The organism is Flammeovirgaceae bacterium SG7u.111 (assembly GCA_034044135.1).
Classification (GTDB): domain Bacteria; phylum Bacteroidota; class Bacteroidia; order Cytophagales; family Flammeovirgaceae.
Genome location: CP139021.1, coordinates 5,049,324 through 5,065,466, shown reverse-complemented (window position 1 = coordinate 5,065,466; position 16,143 = coordinate 5,049,324). Strand labels below are relative to the sequence as shown.

At 45.6% G+C, this 16,143-nt stretch carries 14 protein-coding genes and 1 tRNA gene; 8 read left to right on the top strand and 7 right to left on the bottom strand.

What is annotated here, in order from left to right:
* The first annotated feature begins 72 nt into the window (after positions 1 to 72).
* Both R9C00_19685 and R9C00_19680 read left to right on the top strand, forming a co-directional pair.
* Complete coding sequence (locus R9C00_19685; protein WPO33923.1) at positions 73 to 1,608, top strand: RagB/SusD family nutrient uptake outer membrane protein; 1,536 nt, start codon at positions 73 to 75, stop codon at positions 1,606 to 1,608.
* Positions 1,609 to 1,771: 163 nt separating this feature from the next.
* Positions 1,772 to 1,846 (top strand) — tRNA-Val (locus R9C00_19680).
* A gap of 170 nt (positions 1,847 to 2,016) precedes the next feature.
* Here R9C00_19680 and R9C00_19675 read toward each other — a convergent pair.
* From R9C00_19675 to R9C00_19660, 4 genes are all read right to left on the bottom strand, one after another.
* Positions 2,017 to 3,240 (bottom strand): site-specific integrase, encoded by a 1,224-nt coding sequence (locus R9C00_19675; GenBank protein ID WPO33922.1) that lies wholly within the window; start codon positions 3,238 to 3,240, stop codon positions 2,017 to 2,019.
* Positions 3,240 to 4,235, bottom strand: coding sequence for a helix-turn-helix domain-containing protein (locus tag R9C00_19670; GenBank protein WPO33921.1), 996 nt, complete (start codon positions 4,233 to 4,235; stop codon positions 3,240 to 3,242). The genes R9C00_19675 and R9C00_19670 overlap by 1 nt, the downstream gene beginning before the upstream one ends.
* A gap of 312 nt (positions 4,236 to 4,547) precedes the next feature.
* Complete coding sequence (locus tag R9C00_19665) at positions 4,548 to 5,129, bottom strand: hypothetical protein (GenBank protein ID WPO33920.1); 582 nt, start codon at positions 5,127 to 5,129, stop codon at positions 4,548 to 4,550.
* Positions 5,130 to 5,504: 375 nt separating this feature from the next.
* Positions 5,505 to 5,711 carry a hypothetical protein gene (locus tag R9C00_19660; GenBank protein ID WPO33919.1) on the bottom strand — a complete coding sequence of 69 codons (207 nt, stop codon included), beginning with the start codon at positions 5,709 to 5,711 and terminating at the stop codon, positions 5,505 to 5,507.
* Between the two features lie 160 nt (positions 5,712 to 5,871).
* Between R9C00_19660 and R9C00_19655 the strand changes: the two genes are divergently transcribed.
* From R9C00_19655 to R9C00_19640, 4 genes are all read left to right on the top strand, one after another.
* Positions 5,872 to 6,555, top strand: coding sequence for a helix-turn-helix transcriptional regulator (locus tag R9C00_19655; GenBank protein ID WPO33918.1), 684 nt, complete (start codon positions 5,872 to 5,874; stop codon positions 6,553 to 6,555).
* 560 nt (positions 6,556 to 7,115) lie between these two features.
* Positions 7,116 to 7,331 (top strand): hypothetical protein, encoded by a 216-nt coding sequence (locus R9C00_19650; protein ID WPO33917.1) that lies wholly within the window; start codon positions 7,116 to 7,118, stop codon positions 7,329 to 7,331.
* Positions 7,325 to 7,765 carry a PIN domain-containing protein gene (locus R9C00_19645; GenBank protein ID WPO33916.1) on the top strand — a complete coding sequence of 147 codons (441 nt, stop codon included), beginning with the start codon at positions 7,325 to 7,327 and terminating at the stop codon, positions 7,763 to 7,765. Before R9C00_19650 ends, R9C00_19645 begins: the two co-directional genes overlap by 7 nt.
* 575 nt (positions 7,766 to 8,340) lie before the next feature.
* A complete protein-coding gene (locus tag R9C00_19640; GenBank protein WPO33915.1) occupies positions 8,341 to 8,649 on the top strand; it encodes a hypothetical protein in 309 nt (102 codons plus the stop codon).
* 188 nt (positions 8,650 to 8,837) lie between these two features.
* Here the strand turns inward: R9C00_19640 and R9C00_19635 are convergent, their stop codons facing one another.
* Positions 8,838 to 8,990, bottom strand: a complete 153-nt coding sequence (locus R9C00_19635; protein ID WPO33914.1) for a hypothetical protein — start codon at positions 8,988 to 8,990, stop codon at positions 8,838 to 8,840.
* A gap of 296 nt (positions 8,991 to 9,286) precedes the next feature.
* On the opposite strand from R9C00_19635, the gene R9C00_19630 reads away from it, so the two are divergent.
* Complete coding sequence (locus R9C00_19630; protein ID WPO33913.1) at positions 9,287 to 10,294, top strand: transposase; 1,008 nt, start codon at positions 9,287 to 9,289, stop codon at positions 10,292 to 10,294.
* Positions 10,295 to 10,599: 305 nt separating this feature from the next.
* Positions 10,600 to 10,911, top strand: a complete 312-nt coding sequence (locus R9C00_19625) for a hypothetical protein (GenBank protein WPO33912.1) — start codon at positions 10,600 to 10,602, stop codon at positions 10,909 to 10,911.
* Positions 10,912 to 11,393: 482 nt separating this feature from the next.
* On the opposite strand, the gene R9C00_19620 is transcribed toward R9C00_19625, so the two are convergent.
* Positions 11,394 to 11,828 carry a hypothetical protein gene (locus R9C00_19620; protein ID WPO33911.1) on the bottom strand — a complete coding sequence of 145 codons (435 nt, stop codon included), beginning with the start codon at positions 11,826 to 11,828 and terminating at the stop codon, positions 11,394 to 11,396.
* Position 11,829: 1 nt separating this feature from the next.
* On the bottom strand, positions 11,830 to 16,137 hold the full coding sequence (locus R9C00_19615) for a DUF6443 domain-containing protein (GenBank protein WPO33910.1): 4,308 nt from the start codon (positions 16,135 to 16,137) through the stop codon (positions 11,830 to 11,832).
* Between the last annotated feature and the right edge of the window lie 6 nt (positions 16,138 to 16,143).

Here is a 16,143-nt window from a genome sequence, read left to right as displayed (position 1 = left end):
TACAGTGGTGGAGGGTGTTTCACAAAAAAGAGTCTCCTCTTGCTGTATCTAACCATCAAAAAAGATAAGAAAATGAGAAAAAAAATAGTATATAAATTACTGGTAATAGGGATTGTACTCGGTGTATTCGGTTGTACAGACCTTAAAGAAAATCCTATTGCGTTATTAGCTCCTAATACATTTTTTCAAAGTCCAAAAGATGTTGAGGCAGCTGTAATGGGTACGTATGCAGATATTGCTAATGAAGAATTTTATGGTCGAAAACTAGTACTTTCTCTCTTGCTAAGAGGAGACATGGCCGATATTGGGGATAGAAATACTCCAGGTAGGCGTCAGCAGGTAAATGATTTCAATATGGATTCTAATAATGGGATGATCACTGCTTTTTGGCCTAGGGGTTATAAAATTATAGGATCTGCCAATGCGGCAATTGCAGGGGCTGAATTAGTAGGAGAACCTGCTGCAGAGGTCAATGCGTTAAAGGCAGAGGCTATGTTTATCAGAGCATTTACTTATTATCATTTGGTACGCCTTTTTGGAGATATCCCCTATATCGATTTTTTTATCACCGATCCGGAAGCCGTGAAAACTATAAGTAAAACACCGACTAGTACTGTATACCAAAGCATAATTGCCGATCTCGAATATGCAAAAGCAAACTTGCCTGACCAACATGCAGGAAATGTGAAATCGAGGCCTACTAAAGGTACAGCTGCTGCATACCTGGCTTCCGTATATCTGACTATGGGAGATGACCAAAAAGCTCTTACGGAAGCAGAGTATGTAATTAGTAACGCTAGTACATTTGGGTATAGACTTATGCCTGACTTTGTCGATCTCTTTGATCCTTCAGCTACAAGTGGCGTAGATGAGCATATTTTCATGATAGATTTCTTGGGGCAAGTTACAGGGACCGACCTACAACAAAACGATTGGATGGGACCTATTACAGGTATAAGAAGTGTCTATCTTCCAGATGCTAACTCAGGTTGGAGTGTGGCAGTGCCCACTATGGAAGTGTATGAAAGCTGGGATGACAGGGATTACCGTAAGGAGGTGAGTATGATAGATGAAGCGTATGCCGATCCTGAATTGACCGAGTTGGTAGGCTACGAAAAATTTGCGCCTAACCACGGTTCGCCAAGGCCTCATATTGGAAAATATTGGGGCAGATGTGGGCTGTCAAGAGGAGATTGCGGGCAGTCTGACATTAACTATGCAGCAATGCGGTATGCAGAAGTATTGTTAATTGCAGCTGAAGCAGCTGATAACTTATCACAAGATGGAGTTGCTGCGGGATACCTCAACCAAGTGAGGGCAAGGGCTAGAAACTGGGCTGGGGCTGAAGTAAATTACCCAGCCGACTACACGGCTGCTGAAGGTGACTTGACTGAGGCAATCCGTGAGGAAAGACGCCTAGAGCTTGCTTTCGAGTACAAAAGATGGTACGATATCAAGCGTTGGGATATTGGGGATGAAGTGTTCAAAGGAGCTAATTCTTTAGAGCCACATGCCGATTTTGATAAGTCGGTAGACTACTTATTCCCATTGCCTCAAGACGAGCTTGATAGAAATGAAAATCTAAAACCACAAAACCCAGGTTATTAGGGTATCGGTATTATTTTGATACGATTAGGAATCACGAAAATGCCACGCTCATAGCGTGGCATTTTTTAATGCTTTTCATCCTCAACAGTTGAAGTATGTTTTTTTCTTGAGCAAAAAAGCGGAGGTTTAGAAAAACTGTATATGTTTGCAGAACCATTTTATTGGAACTTTAGCTCAGTTGGTTTAGAGCACTGCCTTGACAGGGCAGGGGTCACCGGTTCGAATCCGGTAAGTTCCACTACCTCTTTCTGAAAGGGTGATTTTAGCCCAAAAAAGCCGATTTTGAGTCCGTAAGGTTTCTCAAAATCGGCTTTTTTCATGCTTTTTTATGTGCAAATGTTTAAAGCTTTTTAAAATGTTTAAAGGTTGCTGTTAGTTCGATGTGTTACCGATAAATAGTTTGTTTAATTACATATCTCCTAGTTTCTTGTTGATCATTTTAGCAGTTTCCGAAAGACTTTGTTTCGTTATCTTGGCATAAATCCTAGTTGTTGATAGGTTCTTATGTCCCAGTATTTCAGATACCTGTTCTAATGGTACACTATTACTCAGCAAAAAGGTAGCGCAAGTATGCCTTGCTACGTGGTGGGTCAGTGCCATTTCAATTCCTGCCAAGTCTGCAATTGTTTTCAAGTAGGCATTCACTTTGGGGTTGCTGTATATTGGTAGTAACTTTCCTGTGATCTCCGCCGAGCCGCTATTCTTGTACTTCAAGTATATTTTTTCCGCCCAATGTAAAAGTGGAATTGTTACTAGTCCTTTCGTCTTTTGTTGCTTTTTTTTGAATATAAAATAGAGTTTTTCTTCCTTGTCGTAATGGATTTCCGAAACCTTTAGCGAGGCTGCATCACTATACCTCAAGCCCGTCATTGCCGAAAAAACAAAGATATCCCGTACTTTTTCCAAAGCTTTATTTCCTCCAAGATCAGCATAATAGAGCCTTGTCAGCTCATCATTTGTCAGGTATTTGATAGCAACTTCCCTATTGTCGGAAGGCATATTCCATTTTTTGTAAGGGTTATGGCTGATGATTTCTTCATTAATTGCTTTATTGATCAGGGACTTTAACCTTTTGTGGTGCTCGTTTATATAGCTCCGTGCATAGGGTCTGTTGTACTGTTCGCTGATCTGGCAAGAAAGCCAATCATCAAAATCCTGAATGAACTTTACTTCTATTTCATGTAAGACTGTATTTTGTTTACCTCTTTCTACTAAATATTTTTTGAGTTTTTCACCCCTCACAAACCAATTAGTGACTGTCCCTTTAGAATGTTGCTTCGATTTCTTCAAAAAAAGGAGATGTTGCTCTAAATAAGTTACAAGCGTGATTTTAGAACTACCTCCTTTGAAACTCTCTTTGATCATATTTAGGGTAACGATCTTTCCTTGGTAGGCAATTTCCCGTTTGATCTCGTATACCCTATTTTTCACCCACATCATTTCTTCATTTACAAGCTCATTGCTCTTGCAAAGCTGCATCACTTCGTTGAAGTCTTTCTTTTTGAGTCGGTGGTCTGTAGCGCAAGCCCATACATCCCTATCATAACAAACCCGAAAATAGAGCTTAAAGTCCTTCGTCTTTTTGCTGTAAGTGGTTTTATGTAGAAAGAATTTGATCGTCAACTGTTTCATTACTTATAAGATTTTAATGTCCTGAGGCATCGTTTCACATTATGGACGGTGGAGGTAGAAACCCCACAGACCTTGGAGGTCTGGTTGGTGCTTACGCCCTCTTCTATGCACTTTACCACCTCGGGGTATTTCGCCAAGAAAGCCCTTAGTTCCTCCCGTTCTTTTTCCACGTCTTGCACCCCTTTAAACCCCTCTTTAAATAGGGTGTTCTCGGGTTTTTCGTCTCCATCTTCTTTCTTTTTTGCACCCTGTGCAAACCCGATCCGTGAAGGGCTGTCCACCGTGCCCGTGGGGTAGGCAAAGAGGTTTCCCGCATTGGCCAGGAAGGCATCGGCAAAGCCCTTCAGGTCGTTGATGCCGATCCACCATTTTTGGCTCTCGGCAAGGAACAGCTCCGACTCGGACTGTACACGGTAGGCGTAATAGACCAAGAACCAGAGGCAGGCGAGGATGGCGGCTTCTACAAATGCCGAGAGCGATACCCACAGCCAGAGGTTCAGCTCGCTTTCCTCTAAAGCTTTGGTTTTTCCTGTCTCGTATTCTTTTTCCAAGCCAGCCAGCTTATCTGTTTTCTCCTTTTCCAGCCTTTCCCGCCTGCTGGTAAAGCTGCCCAGCGTTGCCGAGACGTCCTTGTTACTGACATCAATCTTGCCCAACCAGCTCACGGACTCCTCAAACCCGACCTTTTCCATCTCCAGCTTTTCCAGTTTGGCTTCATATGCTTTGGCGATGCTATCGGACTGGGCGAGGTGTGCCTCCTCAAAACTGGAAACCGTGGAACTGTGCCGCTCAAAAAGCGACTGGACACCGTTGAGACTCAGGAACACCGAGAGGCTAAAAGCCAGCGCAGCCAGCAAAGAGACCAAGGGGAATTTCCCGTTGAGGTAATAGCCCCTTGCGCTGATGCCCACCGAGGAGTTCTTTAGCAACTCGATGAAGAGCAAGACAGAAAGGGCGATGGGGAAAGCGACCCAGTAGGGGAGAGCCCCCGCCAATGAGTAGAACAGGAAACCGAGGCCCGTTGCGATGCTGAAAAGTGCCAAGAGCCACCTGCCCCAACGGGCGAAGAGCTTCAGCGGACGGTATTCTTCTATGAAAGGGCGGAAGCGGAACTGCTCCCTGGCCCCGTCAATTTCCTTTTGGAAATCCTTTCGTGATAGGATTTCCCTGTAGATTTTTGTAATATTTGCCATCTTGATAATTGTTGGGGCATGGACTTGTCCCTCCTAACGAGCCCCGGTGTGCCAGCACTGGGGCTTTTTTTATGTGGGGGTTGTCCATGCCTTTTTGGTTTGTAATTAAAGTGGTTATGCAGCGAAATACATTTTGATATAGTGGCTTTTAAACTCTTCTATCAATGAAGCGTCGATGCCTTGGAGTTTTTCCGCTTGGCAATGCCTCTCCAGTTCGTCAAGCGTTTTAAAGGAGTTTGAGAAAATGTAGGACTGATAGATTTTCGCCCTTTTCCTCCTTTTCAAGCTCTCCATCAAGTCTAAGATGTTATGGTCACCAGTCTTCAATTTATGGTTGAGCTTATCAAGAAACTCTTTCAGCTCGCCCACGGTCTTATGGCCAGTGCAGTTTAGTTGGATTCCAGTAGGATATATGGTAAACAGTAGAGTTCGGTTGTTTTCAAAAGTTCCTTGGGACAGGTCATTTTTTTGGTAAACCTCCATGACCGCCATTTTTGGGAGATACCTGTCCAATATTCTAGCTACCATGTTTCGGAGTACTCCGGTCTTGTCCATGGGCTCTATCGAGCCATCCCTTCGGCTGTAACCGTTCATGTTGGCGTCCTTGCCCTCGTTTTTAAGAGGGTCAAAATAAAATTCATGCATAAAAGTGCTTCCGCTGGGCACGAAAATCCTGTCGGAAAATTGATTTTTCATCGTACGGTTAAATTTTGAAATGTTAGAAATATGAAATGAAGAAACTTATAAAAAGCACGTAATCAGTACGATTACTTTGCGGAGCAAAGTTTTCTTAAACGGTAACTACTTAAAGCCCGCTAAAAAAAGCCTTTCCGAAAAGGCAATAGAAACCTGTCCCGATATTCAGAGACCTGTTATCGGGTATGTTTGTTTCCGCTTCGGTTGCTAGCGTGGCCTAGGCGGAAAAGATCGTACTATATGGGGGTATTTGCTTTATGGGGGCACAGCTTGCCCGTTTGGGGAGAATTTGGTATCTTTGGACATGTTTTTACCAGTTTAGAGTTTGGGAAAACAGCAAAACAAAAAGCAGATGGTAGCCGCCATCTGCTTTTTTTATGCCGATTTCTTTGAGTACATTTTTTCTAGGTGCGACTCAAGGTCATCTCGTTTTACGAATTGTGCTTTGGAGGTAAGCTTGATAACAGGTAGCCCCTCGTTCACAAGTTTATACCATCCATAGTTGGTGATACCAAGCATTGTCATTACCTGCTCCCGGGTGAAAAGCCCCTTTTCTTGGAGAAATGCTTCTGAGAAATCCATAGGTTTCTGGTTTTGTTTGGAATTTATTTTTTTGTTGAGTAAAAATACTTATAAGAAACTATATATCCTAATGAGATATTTAATTTCTGTTTTGGATTTTTATAACTCTTTGGCTTTCAGTTTTATAAAAAAATCCTTTTGAGAAATTATATTTACATTTATGAATGAGGTACTAAAAAAAATAAAGTCTCTAAGGTTAGAGAAAGGATGGACTATCGCAGATACGGCAATTAAACTTGGGTTCGCCTCACAAGCATCTTATCAAAAAATCGAATCAGGTAAGACATCAATAACAATTGACAAACTATTCCAGTTAGCTGAATTGTTCGATGTAACACCCCAATTTTTACTGGGTTTGGAAGAAACCAAAGGTTCGAGGGTTAATGAGCTAGAGAGGATTAATGAAGATTTAAAATCAAAACTCGAATTAACCCAAAAATTAAATACGTATTATGAAACAGACTTAACAATCTCAAAAGTAGCTATTCTTCACTTGATAGGCTTTTTTGGGACATTTCTAAAATTATACTTTGAGTATATTAAGGATAGTGATATAAATGTTGATTTTTTATCTGTAGAGGAGTTAAGGATATATGAAACTAAAATTGAAGAATTAATTCATTATTCTATTGAAAAAGCTTTGCAACAATCACCTCCACATATAAATAGGTCTGACATAAAAGGAGGTTTAAAGAGAATGTATAAGCGAGAAGAAATATTAGAATTACTTGGGCATTCCCAAGTAATATACAACGATATGGCTGAAGGGGCTCAAATGCTTCAAATTTTGATTGATATTCTATCGCTTAAAAAGGTTGAATTAAACAGATTTAAAGACTTATAGGAGTAAAGCTGTATCTTAAATTCAAAAAGAGCTGCCCCAATCCAAAGGGGCAGCTCTTTTTTGTGCCACAAAGGCTACAAAACACCTGTTTTCAGGGTAACTCAGTGCTATTTTTTACTAGTATTTTTGATGAAATCAGGATATACCGCCCATATTTATACTGTTTTTATACAGGGTTTATTTGTATTTATTCATCCTTTATACTGGATTTAGGCTATGTATTTAGGGTTGGTGCATAAAGCGAGATAAAAGAAATATCGTAGAGCCGCCCTACCAGGGCGTCTACAACAAGAAGCGCCAATCCTGAGCGATGGGGTCGCTTGGAACGGGTCCATCGTTATTCTTGCGCCCGAACTACCGCCGTTACTCTTTTTAGGGCAGCAAAGCTTTATAGCCCCAAAGAACGCTCACCCATCCAACAATCCTTTTTGACGCCGGTAACGGGGTCGTTGTTTTTGGCAATACTGGGCTGCGGGGAAGTTAATTATTTGGAAGGCACTTTATGTTTCGTATTTTTGTTAGCAAGTGCATCTTAATCATACATTTTAAAGATATATGTTATGGCTTCTTTGGTAATAGATAAAATAAGGCAAGAGGTAGCAACACTTGGGTACGATGAAAAAGTTGAGCTCTTGCATGTGCTTGCGAATGAATTGGCTCGCTCAACTCCCCCCCAACCGCAATCTACTTTGTTAGATTTGGATGGGCTGGGTAAAAAAAGTTGGGGAAACACCGATCCCGATGAGTATGTAAATAAATTGCGTGACGAATGGTAATCGGTGAGTTAAAGGGGAAGTTAGTCGGTTTAGATACAGCCCCACTTATTTACTTCATAGAGCAGCACCCAACGCTCCATCCGAAAGTAAAAAATGTTTTTGAGTTGCATGCCCAGCAAACGTTTGGGTTTATTGTTTCAGTCTTAACCCTCACCGAAGTATTGGTACACCCGCTCAGAGAAAAGGACACAAAACTGGCGGCGAAGTACAAGCGTATTTTTGAAGATGCAAAAGGGGTAACTATTGCGGAGATGAATAAGGATATAGCCGTTAAGGCGGCAGAACTTCGGGCAAAGTATGCTAGTTTGCGAACACCAGATGCTATCCAACTAGCCACGGCAATCCACCACCGATGCGATTATTTCTTTTCTAATGATGAAGCCCTAAAGAAAATCACGGAAATTGAAGTGATAACGATAAATGATATAGCATAGTTTTTTCTGGTTCGAGTAATGCTAAGGCATCATAAACAGTCTCGCTCGGATCTTGACGGCATCGATTTTTCATCCACACTTGCTGCCCTTGTTTGGCAAACCCGTCGTAGTGGTTTGGGACGCCAACGACGATGGGCGGGAATGGGCAAAGCGTCGGGGGCGTAAAAAAAACGACCCCGACGGGTATGGCTCTTGCAGAGCGATGGGGTCGCTTGGAGCGCCCCCATCGTTTTTCTTGCGCCTGAACTACCGCCGTTACTCTTTTTAGAGCAGCAAAGCTTTATAACCCCAAAGAACGCTCCTTTATCCAACAAGCCTTTCTGACGCCGGCAAGTAACGGCGGTAGTTGTGGTGAGCAACCCCGACGGGCAAATAGGAAACCGGGCAACGACCGGCCCCAAAAGCCAAAAACGCCCCGCCAAAAGGTGACGGGACGTTTCAATGGTTGCTTTTTGTTTTTATTTGCTGCCCTTGTTTGGCAAACCCGTCGTAGTGGTTTGGTACGCCCACGATGATAGGTGGGTGCGGGCAAAGCGTCGGGGGCGTAAAAAAACGACCCCGACGGGGTACGGCCCTTGTTTAGCGATGGGGTCGCTCCAAGCGCTCCTATCGTTATTCTTGCACCCGAACGAACTACCACCGCCGTTACTCTTTTTAGAGCAGCAAAGCTTTCTAGCCCCAAAGAACGCTCACCCATCCAACAATCCTTTTTGACGCTAGCAAATAACGGCGTTAGTTGCTGGTGGGCAAACCCCGACGGGCAAATAGAAAACTGGGCAACGACCAGCCCAAAAGCCAAAAACGCCCCGCCAAAAGGTGACGGGACGTTTCAATGGTTGCTTTTTGTTTTTATTTGCTGCCCTTGTTTGGCAAACCCGTTGTAGTGGTTTGGTACGCCCACGATGATAGGTGGGTGCGGGCAAAGCGTCGGGGGCGTAAAAAAACGACCCCGACGGGCACGGCTCTTGTCGAGCGATGGGGTCGCTTGGAGCGCCCCCATCGTTATTCTTGCGCCCGAACTAACGCCGTTACTCTTTTTAGAGCAGCAAAGCTATATACCCCCAAAGAAAGCTCATTCATCCAACAACCCTTTTTGACGCCAGCAAGTAACGGCGTTAGTTGTGTTGGGCAACCCCGACGGGCAAATAGGAAACTGGGCAACGGCCATCCCCAAAAAACCAAAAACGCCCCGCCAAAAGATGATGGGGCGTTTCGATGGTTGCATTTTTGTTTTTACTTGCTGCCCTTGTTTGGAACGAGCGGATGCTCCGACCACCTTAGATTTGTGCAGTTGTATTATTCGAAGGATTGTGTTTAATTGTAAAACCTTAATTTCCTTTTGGCCAAGGGGGGCATGGGCGACTCAACTCGCTCCACGAACAAGATTCATCCCACTGCTGGATGCCCGTGTCCCCTCCCGTGCCCAGACCTGTATAAGAGTTTGTCACCGTTAAGGTTATTAGGATACGGCCCAGGTTCTTAACCTCCAGATTTTTGTCCAACATAAAAATACGGATAACCATGGGATTTAAAAACTTTATCGGCATCGATATCAGCAAAGAGACCATCGACCTTGCCCTCTTGACCGGGCACGGCGAGCTTGTCAACCTCAAATGGGACAACGACAGGGATGCCCTGTCAAAGGGGCTGAAGGGTTTGTTCAAAGTGCACGGGCTTGAAGAAGGGGATACCTTGCTATGTGCCGAGCATACGGGGCAGTTCGGCAACAAGCTGGTGGACACCTGTCTCTGCCTAGGGCTTTGCCTCTGGATGGAACCGGCCTATGCCATCCTCCGCTCGCAAGGCCTGACAAGGGGAAAGGACGACAGGGCAGATGCCATAAGGATCGCCCAATATGCCAAGCGTTTTTCCGATAGGGCAAAGCTATCCGAGCCTACGCCCAAGACTATCAAGGTGTTAAAGTTGCTTTCCGCCGAGCGGGAGCTGGCCGTGCGTGACCTGTCGAAATATAGGGGGCAGCTAAAACAAGAAGAAGGGTTTCTCGACAAAGGGTATTTCAAGGAAAAAGAAAAGAGGGTAAAGGGTATCATCGCCGCTTATAAAAAAACGATCGATGAGATAGAGGAACAGATGGGGCAGCTCATAGAAGACGACCCGGGCATCAAGGGGAATTTCGATAAGATCGTCTCCGTGGAGGGCGTGGGCATGCAGACCGCCATCGCCACCATCGTGGCCACGGAAAATTTCCGGAAGTTCGATGACCCCAAGAAGTTTGTCTGCCATATCGGCTGTGCGCCGTTCAGGTATGTGTCGGGCAGCAGCATCCGTTCACGCAACAAGGTCTCGTACAAGGCAAACAAAGAGCTCAAGAAAATATTCCACATGGCAGCCCTGTCTACCCTCAACACGACAGGGGAGCTCAGGAAATATTATGACCGAAAAGTCGCAGAAGGGAAAAACAAGATGTCGGTACTCAACGCTATCAGGTCAAAGCTTGTCCATAGAATTTTTGCCGTCATAAAGCAAGATAGAAAATATGAAAAAAATTATACCCATACCCTTGCATAAACCATAAGAGTAGCGCCCCCATCGTTTTTCTTTCGCCCGAACTAACGCCGTTACTCTTTTTTACAGCAAAGCTTTATAACCCCAAAGAACGCTCCTTTACCCAACAACCCTTTTTGATGCCAGCAAGTAACGGTGGTAGTTGTTTTTAGACAACGCCGACTGACAAATAGGAAACTGGGCAACGACCGGCCCCAAAAGCCAAAAACGCCCCGCCAAAAGGTGACGAGACGTTTCGATGGTTGCTTTTTGTTTTTATTTGCTGCCCTTGTTTGGCAAACCCGTTGTAGTGGTTTGGTACGCCCACGATGATAGGTGGGTGCGGGCAAAGCGTCGGGGGCGTAAAAAAACGACCCCGACGGGTACGGCCCTTGTTTAGCGATGGGGTCGCTCCAAGCGCTCCTATCGTTATTCTTGCACCCGAACGAACTACCACCGCCGTTACTCTTTTTAGAGCAGCAAAGCTTTCTAGCCCCAAAGAACGCTCACCCATCCAACAATCCTTTTTGACGCCAGCAAGTAACGGCGTTAGTTGCTGGTGGGCAAACCCCGACGGGCAAATAGAAAACTTGGCAACGACCAGCCCAAAAACCAAAAACGCCCCGCCAAAAATGACGTGACGTTTCGATGGTTGCTTTTTGTTTTCATTTGCTGCCCTTGTTTGGCAAACCCGTCGAGGTGGTTTGGGATGCCCACGACGATAGGTGGGTGCGGGCAAAGCGTCGGGGGCGTAAAAAAAACGACCCCGACGGGTACTGCTCTTGTTGAGCGATGGGGTCGCTCCAAGCGCCCCCATCGTTTTTCTTGCGCCCGAACTAACGCCGTTACTCTTTTTAGAGCAGCAAAGCTATACCCCCAAAGAACGCTCCTTTATCCAACAACCCTTATTGACGCCAGCAAGTAACGGCGTTAGTTGTGTTGAGTAACCACGACGGGCAAATAGAAAACCGGGCAACGACCAGCCCAAAAACCAAAAACGCCCCGCCAAAAGATGACGGGACGTTTCGATGGTTGCTTTTTTTTATTTGCTGCCCTTGTTTGGACGGAGCGGATGCTCCGACCACCTTAGATTTGTGCAGTTGTATTATTCGAAGGATTGTATTTAATTGGAAAACAACTCTTTAAACCTCATGGGATACCCAACCCGTCTCATAGAATCAAAATAAAATGTAGCCTCTGCTGCATAAATTGAATCGTTTTCTGGACAGTGTAGTTCTACATATTTTACAACTCCACTTGGTTTGACGATTTTAAATATGATTGATCCTTTCTCCTTTATCAATGAGTCACCAATGTCTGCTGCGTGCCATATTTTTCTAAATGGGTAGCGGTCGAAATCATTGGGTTCAAACTTATTGTCTTTTTGAAGCACTAAATCATAACGCCCGTGATTAGTTCTATCGATGTACTTATCTGATACAAGATGCTTGTAAGAAAGGCTTGTCTCTACTTCAAGTTGTGCAATACACCGTTCAGTTTTATTACAACATACAAATGGAAGTAAAACAATGATTAATAAGACTCTTTTTGTAAACATATTATTTATCTCTTGTTTTATATAATTCAATGGAATAAGATAATCCAACACTTCCTCCTCCTTTCCCACCTATTGAAGCACCAACTTTGATATATTGGGTGTTAAGCCTTTTGAAACCCGACAGCTTAGGATTATTAAGATCTAAGTTAGTACCAACTACACCATTCAAAATAAACCCCCCACCTCCATAGACTTCAAGTCCAGCAGGATCACCTCCAATAATAGAAATTCCATCATTTGCAGTATCAATCAACTTAAATCCGCCCGCGGCGATTCCAATATCATACCCTAAAGCAGGTCCAAGCGAAAGATAAACACCTACACCATCAATACCTTTAATTATCGAAATGTCTCCTGCAAACCCTCCTCCAAGAATAGCACTGGCTGAAAAATTAAATCCAACTCCTGGTTCTTTAAGTAGCATCAAAGCTTCTATGTAAGGTGATAATTCATTTAATCTTGATCTAAACTTTTTAAGTTCTTCTGCAGACACTGATTTTTTAAAACCTGTATCTGTATTCACATAATGAACCGAACCATCTTTATCTCGAAAAATATGTATACCAAATTCATCACCAATATCATCAATCTTTTCATATCTCCTATCTTCTTGTTGATCATATACTCCATCGTTAACATCCGAATCATCATCAGTCCATGTATAACCATTTGGAAGGCTCCCACCTTTCTCTAAGAATTTTAGGACATCACTTGCTTCCAATAAGCCTGAGGGGTCATTAAGTCGTATAGGGTTGTTAAGTCCATACCTGTAGGGGGTCCAGCTTCTAGCAGCTTCTGACAATGGGTCAACTTGGTGCCATCTTCCCAATTGACTATCGTAGTTTCTATACTCTGTCTCATACCAATTAAGCCCAAAAGATTCCTCTTTCTCAACTCCTCCATTGTACTGGAAAAGGTGGTCAGGGGCTCCTTTCCTTTCTATCCCCGCCATGTTCATGCCGTAGGGGTAGTAGTGGTTTTCCTGCACCACCAGTTGCTGGTGCGTGATCTTGAAATCGTCTACCCATACCGGCTCGCTGGACTCGTTCACTACGAACACTTTTGCATAGCCATTGTGCTTAGCCTTATCAGGGGAGGCCTTTAGTTCGATCCAATTATCCGAGCCTTCGCTCCTGATCTCCTTCCTGGCGCTCTGTACCACCTCGTCGTTCTCGTTGTAGAACACCACCTGCACATAGGCGAGGGGCACACCATTTAAGCCATCAGTCCCAGGAGGCTTCATGCCCAATCCCAAGTTACCAAAAAAGCTTCCTGTTTCCGAGCCTGTCCCAAAACTTTCCGAGAAAAATGTGGAATAGTTACCTGAACTTGGCGAAGATGCTGGGTTATCGTAATAGACCCATACGGATGCTTCTACTTTGTCGTCCTTGCTGATCTTGAACATCTTGTAAGGGCCTACCGTAGATTCTATCTTGACCGCTTTAGTCCCGCCATGTGAAAATTCCCCATCTCTTGTCCCTAATTGGTCAAAAGTGGCTTCTTCCAGTTCCTTGGTCTCTTCCGGGGTCTCCTCCATGGTCGCCACATATTCCTTGGTCGCCTCCCTAAAGCTTACCCTTAGGTTGCCCAGGTGATCCTTGTAGTGGTATTCATATACATAGCCGTCCCCGTTCTCGAATGGAAGCGCGCTCTTGGGCAGCACCCTGCCTTCTGCCATGTGCATGAACTGCAGCTCGCCGTCCTCGTACACAAACTCGCCTACATAGTCGGTGGTCTTTTTCAGTGCGCCACCTTCAAATACCTTCTTCTGCAGCTTGATCCCCGCCGCATCGTAAGTGTACTCTATCCGCTTGTCGGAAGATCCGAACTTGATCACGCTGGGCAGGTTGAGGTGGTTATAGGTGATCCCGTTCCCGCTCCCGTCTTTTATGCCCTTGTTCAGGTCTTTTACCAAGTTGCCATTGGCGTCGTAGGCATAGTCGTTGCCACTGGTGTTCCCATCTTTAAAATCACCCGCCACCTCGTGGTCGTTGCCGCTGGTGCCGTCGGTCACGCCTAGCAGCCTGTTTCCATCGTAGCTGTAGCTCAATTGGTCTATGTACCCATAGCTCTTTTGCTCCTGCACCTGCTGGGTCAGCCCTTTCCTGTTTAGGCTAAGGATGTTGCCGTTGAGGTCGTAGGTGATGTTCGATACGTCGTAGTCCTCGTCGCTGTTGAAATTTTGGTCAAAGCCATAATTGGCGGCGGTGAGGCGGTTGAGCTTGTCGTAGCTGTACTGGAAGTTCCGTTCCATATCGGTGGTGGCGGTCTGCCACTTCACCCCGGCTATGTTGCCATTGTATTGGGCAGTGCCGAAGCCGCTCTCGTAGAACAGTTCCATATTGAAGAGCTTATTATTGCCCATGTTGTTGGGATCGCTCGCCCCGTTGATCGACTTCATCCACCCACGGATGTTGTAGGCGTAGGCTGCCGTTTCCCCGCTGCCGCTGTCGTTGTTCAGGACCTTGTTTTGGAGCTGCCCCAAGGCGTTATAAGTGTTCATGGCGATGGTCTCCGTATGCCCCGTTCCCTCTATCTCGTGGTCTATCTGCGTCACGTTGCCCAAGTGGTCGAGAGCAAAAGTCTTCAAGATGGCGATATCTGCCTTGCCCTGTGCTTTATGCAGTGTACGGGTCTTGGTCACCCGGCCCGCAAAGTCATACTGGGTATACACCCTGTCCGAACCTTCAAGGTTGTTCTGGGTCACCACTTGGATGGGGCGGTAGCGGTCGTCGTACCAGATCACGGTCTCCAGCCAGTCGCTCGTGCCCAATATTCTGGTCTTGCTGCCCGTCACCTGGCCTTTTAGCCTTGTAAAATAGTCATCGTCAAAGCCTTTTCCAGATTGGGTGTCGTCAAACGAGAGCGAAGGACTCCATTCGTAATCGTCATAATAAGTGGCGCTGAGGTAGGCAGATTCCTGTTGGTTACTCGGATAGGCCACACTTGTATAGCCTAAGATGCTGCTGCCGCGTGACTCGTTGAACGTCCCATGGGTATCTACCAAACCCTGTGCCGCTGATTGGCTTGCTGCCGTGATCGTGGTGATGCCCGTAAGCACGGGGCGGTTGAACACATCATATTTTGTAAATGCCCATAGGCTTGAATTCCTTTGTACGGGATCCTGGGTAAGCACCAGCCTGTCCAGCTTATCGTAGACCATATACACGAAACCTTCCATCCCTGGAATCCTTTTCTCTGTCATCCTGTTCCTGCCGTCGTAGCGGTATTCGAAGGAGAGGTCTGCTGCCTTGCTGTTCCATGTCCAGCTGTTTTCCTTCAATGTCTCGAATGCCTCTGGCGCGAGTACGAAGCGGAGGTTACCGAAGTCGTCGTAGATATAATAGGTCCAGGTGAACACGGTCTCTGTAGAGCTTTCGCTCCCGCTTGTCACCGTCTCGCTAGCTACTTCCGATTTCTTGAGGATGACCTGCCCACTTTTGTTGGTGAACTCGTACATGCTTTGCCCATTCTCGTCTATCACCTGCTTCACATAGATCTCGCCCATGGGGTAGAGCCCTTCGTTTTGTGGCGACCCATTTTCAATCGACCATTGGTGTACCTCTGATGCTTTGTATTGGGAGATGTAGACGGTTGCCGAGCCGTTGGCGGTAGCGGTGAACGTAAAGCCTGGCTCTAAGGTCACGGACTTTGCTGCCCCTATCAGGTTGCCCGAGTTAGTGTTGATCGGATATTCTGCTTGGTCGCGGGGCAACACGATGTCTTCAATATCGTTTTCTGTGGCATTTACCATCTCGAAGAACTGCACGTTCTTGCCAAGATTATGCCAGTTTGCCCCTGCCCCTGTTTCGGAGAGCACTCGGTTCAATGGAGATGCCTCGAATGCGGTCTTGCTATAGGGCTTGGTATCGCCTGTGATGCCATTTCCTATCGTACCTGAATTGTAGAAGTCATACTGTTCACTTCCTTGGTAGGGAGTTGGGCTAGCCACTGGATCGACGATCCCGGTCATGCTTTTATATGTCCCTGTGGAATCACTGGCCACGTAGGGCAAGAAATTGAACGCTTCCCTGCCGAACTCATCGTAGAGGACAGGGGATACCATGTCTTTTCCAGTGGGAGATCCTGCTTTTATCACTGTCTGGATAGGCCTTCCCAGCCCGTCGAAGTATTGGGTGCTGCTCTGTGCCTGCTCTTTGGTCAGCCCTAGTGGGTTGGCGGGGAGCGTCTGTCTTTTGGTAGTATAGGTATGTGAGCGCACATAGTTTTTGTCCGTTTGGGCATGTGCGTCCCAAGTTGCCAGCCAGCAGAGGGCAAGCAGGGCTATGCTATATATTTTTAATTTCATGGTCTT

Bases quoted from the DNA above. Each gene is read 5' to 3' on its own strand.
- R9C00_19660 (WPO33919.1), bottom strand. From the start codon at position 5,711: ATGGATTTCTCAGAAGCATTTCTCCAAGAAAAGGGGCTTTTCACCCGG.
- R9C00_19635 (WPO33914.1), bottom strand. From the start codon at position 8,990: ATGCAACCATCGAAACGCCCCATCATCTTTTGGCGGGGCGTTTTTGGT.
- R9C00_19655 (WPO33918.1), top strand. From the start codon at position 5,872: ATGAATGAGGTACTAAAAAAAATAAAGTCTCTAAGGTTAGAGAAAGGA.
- R9C00_19620 (WPO33911.1), bottom strand. From the start codon at position 11,828: ATGTTTACAAAAAGAGTCTTATTAATCATTGTTTTACTTCCATTTGTA.
- R9C00_19650 (WPO33917.1), top strand. From the start codon at position 7,116: ATGGCTTCTTTGGTAATAGATAAAATAAGGCAAGAGGTAGCAACACTT.
- R9C00_19675 (WPO33922.1), bottom strand. From the start codon at position 3,240: ATGAAACAGTTGACGATCAAATTCTTTCTACATAAAACCACTTACAGC.
- R9C00_19645 (WPO33916.1), top strand. From the start codon at position 7,325: ATGGTAATCGGTGAGTTAAAGGGGAAGTTAGTCGGTTTAGATACAGCC.
- R9C00_19685 (WPO33923.1), top strand. From the start codon at position 73: ATGAGAAAAAAAATAGTATATAAATTACTGGTAATAGGGATTGTACTC.
- R9C00_19630 (WPO33913.1), top strand. From the start codon at position 9,287: ATGGGATTTAAAAACTTTATCGGCATCGATATCAGCAAAGAGACCATC.
- R9C00_19625 (WPO33912.1), top strand. From the start codon at position 10,600: ATGATAGGTGGGTGCGGGCAAAGCGTCGGGGGCGTAAAAAAACGACCC.
- R9C00_19615 (WPO33910.1), bottom strand. From the start codon at position 16,137: ATGAAATTAAAAATATATAGCATAGCCCTGCTTGCCCTCTGCTGGCTG.
- R9C00_19665 (WPO33920.1), bottom strand. From the start codon at position 5,129: ATGAAAAATCAATTTTCCGACAGGATTTTCGTGCCCAGCGGAAGCACT.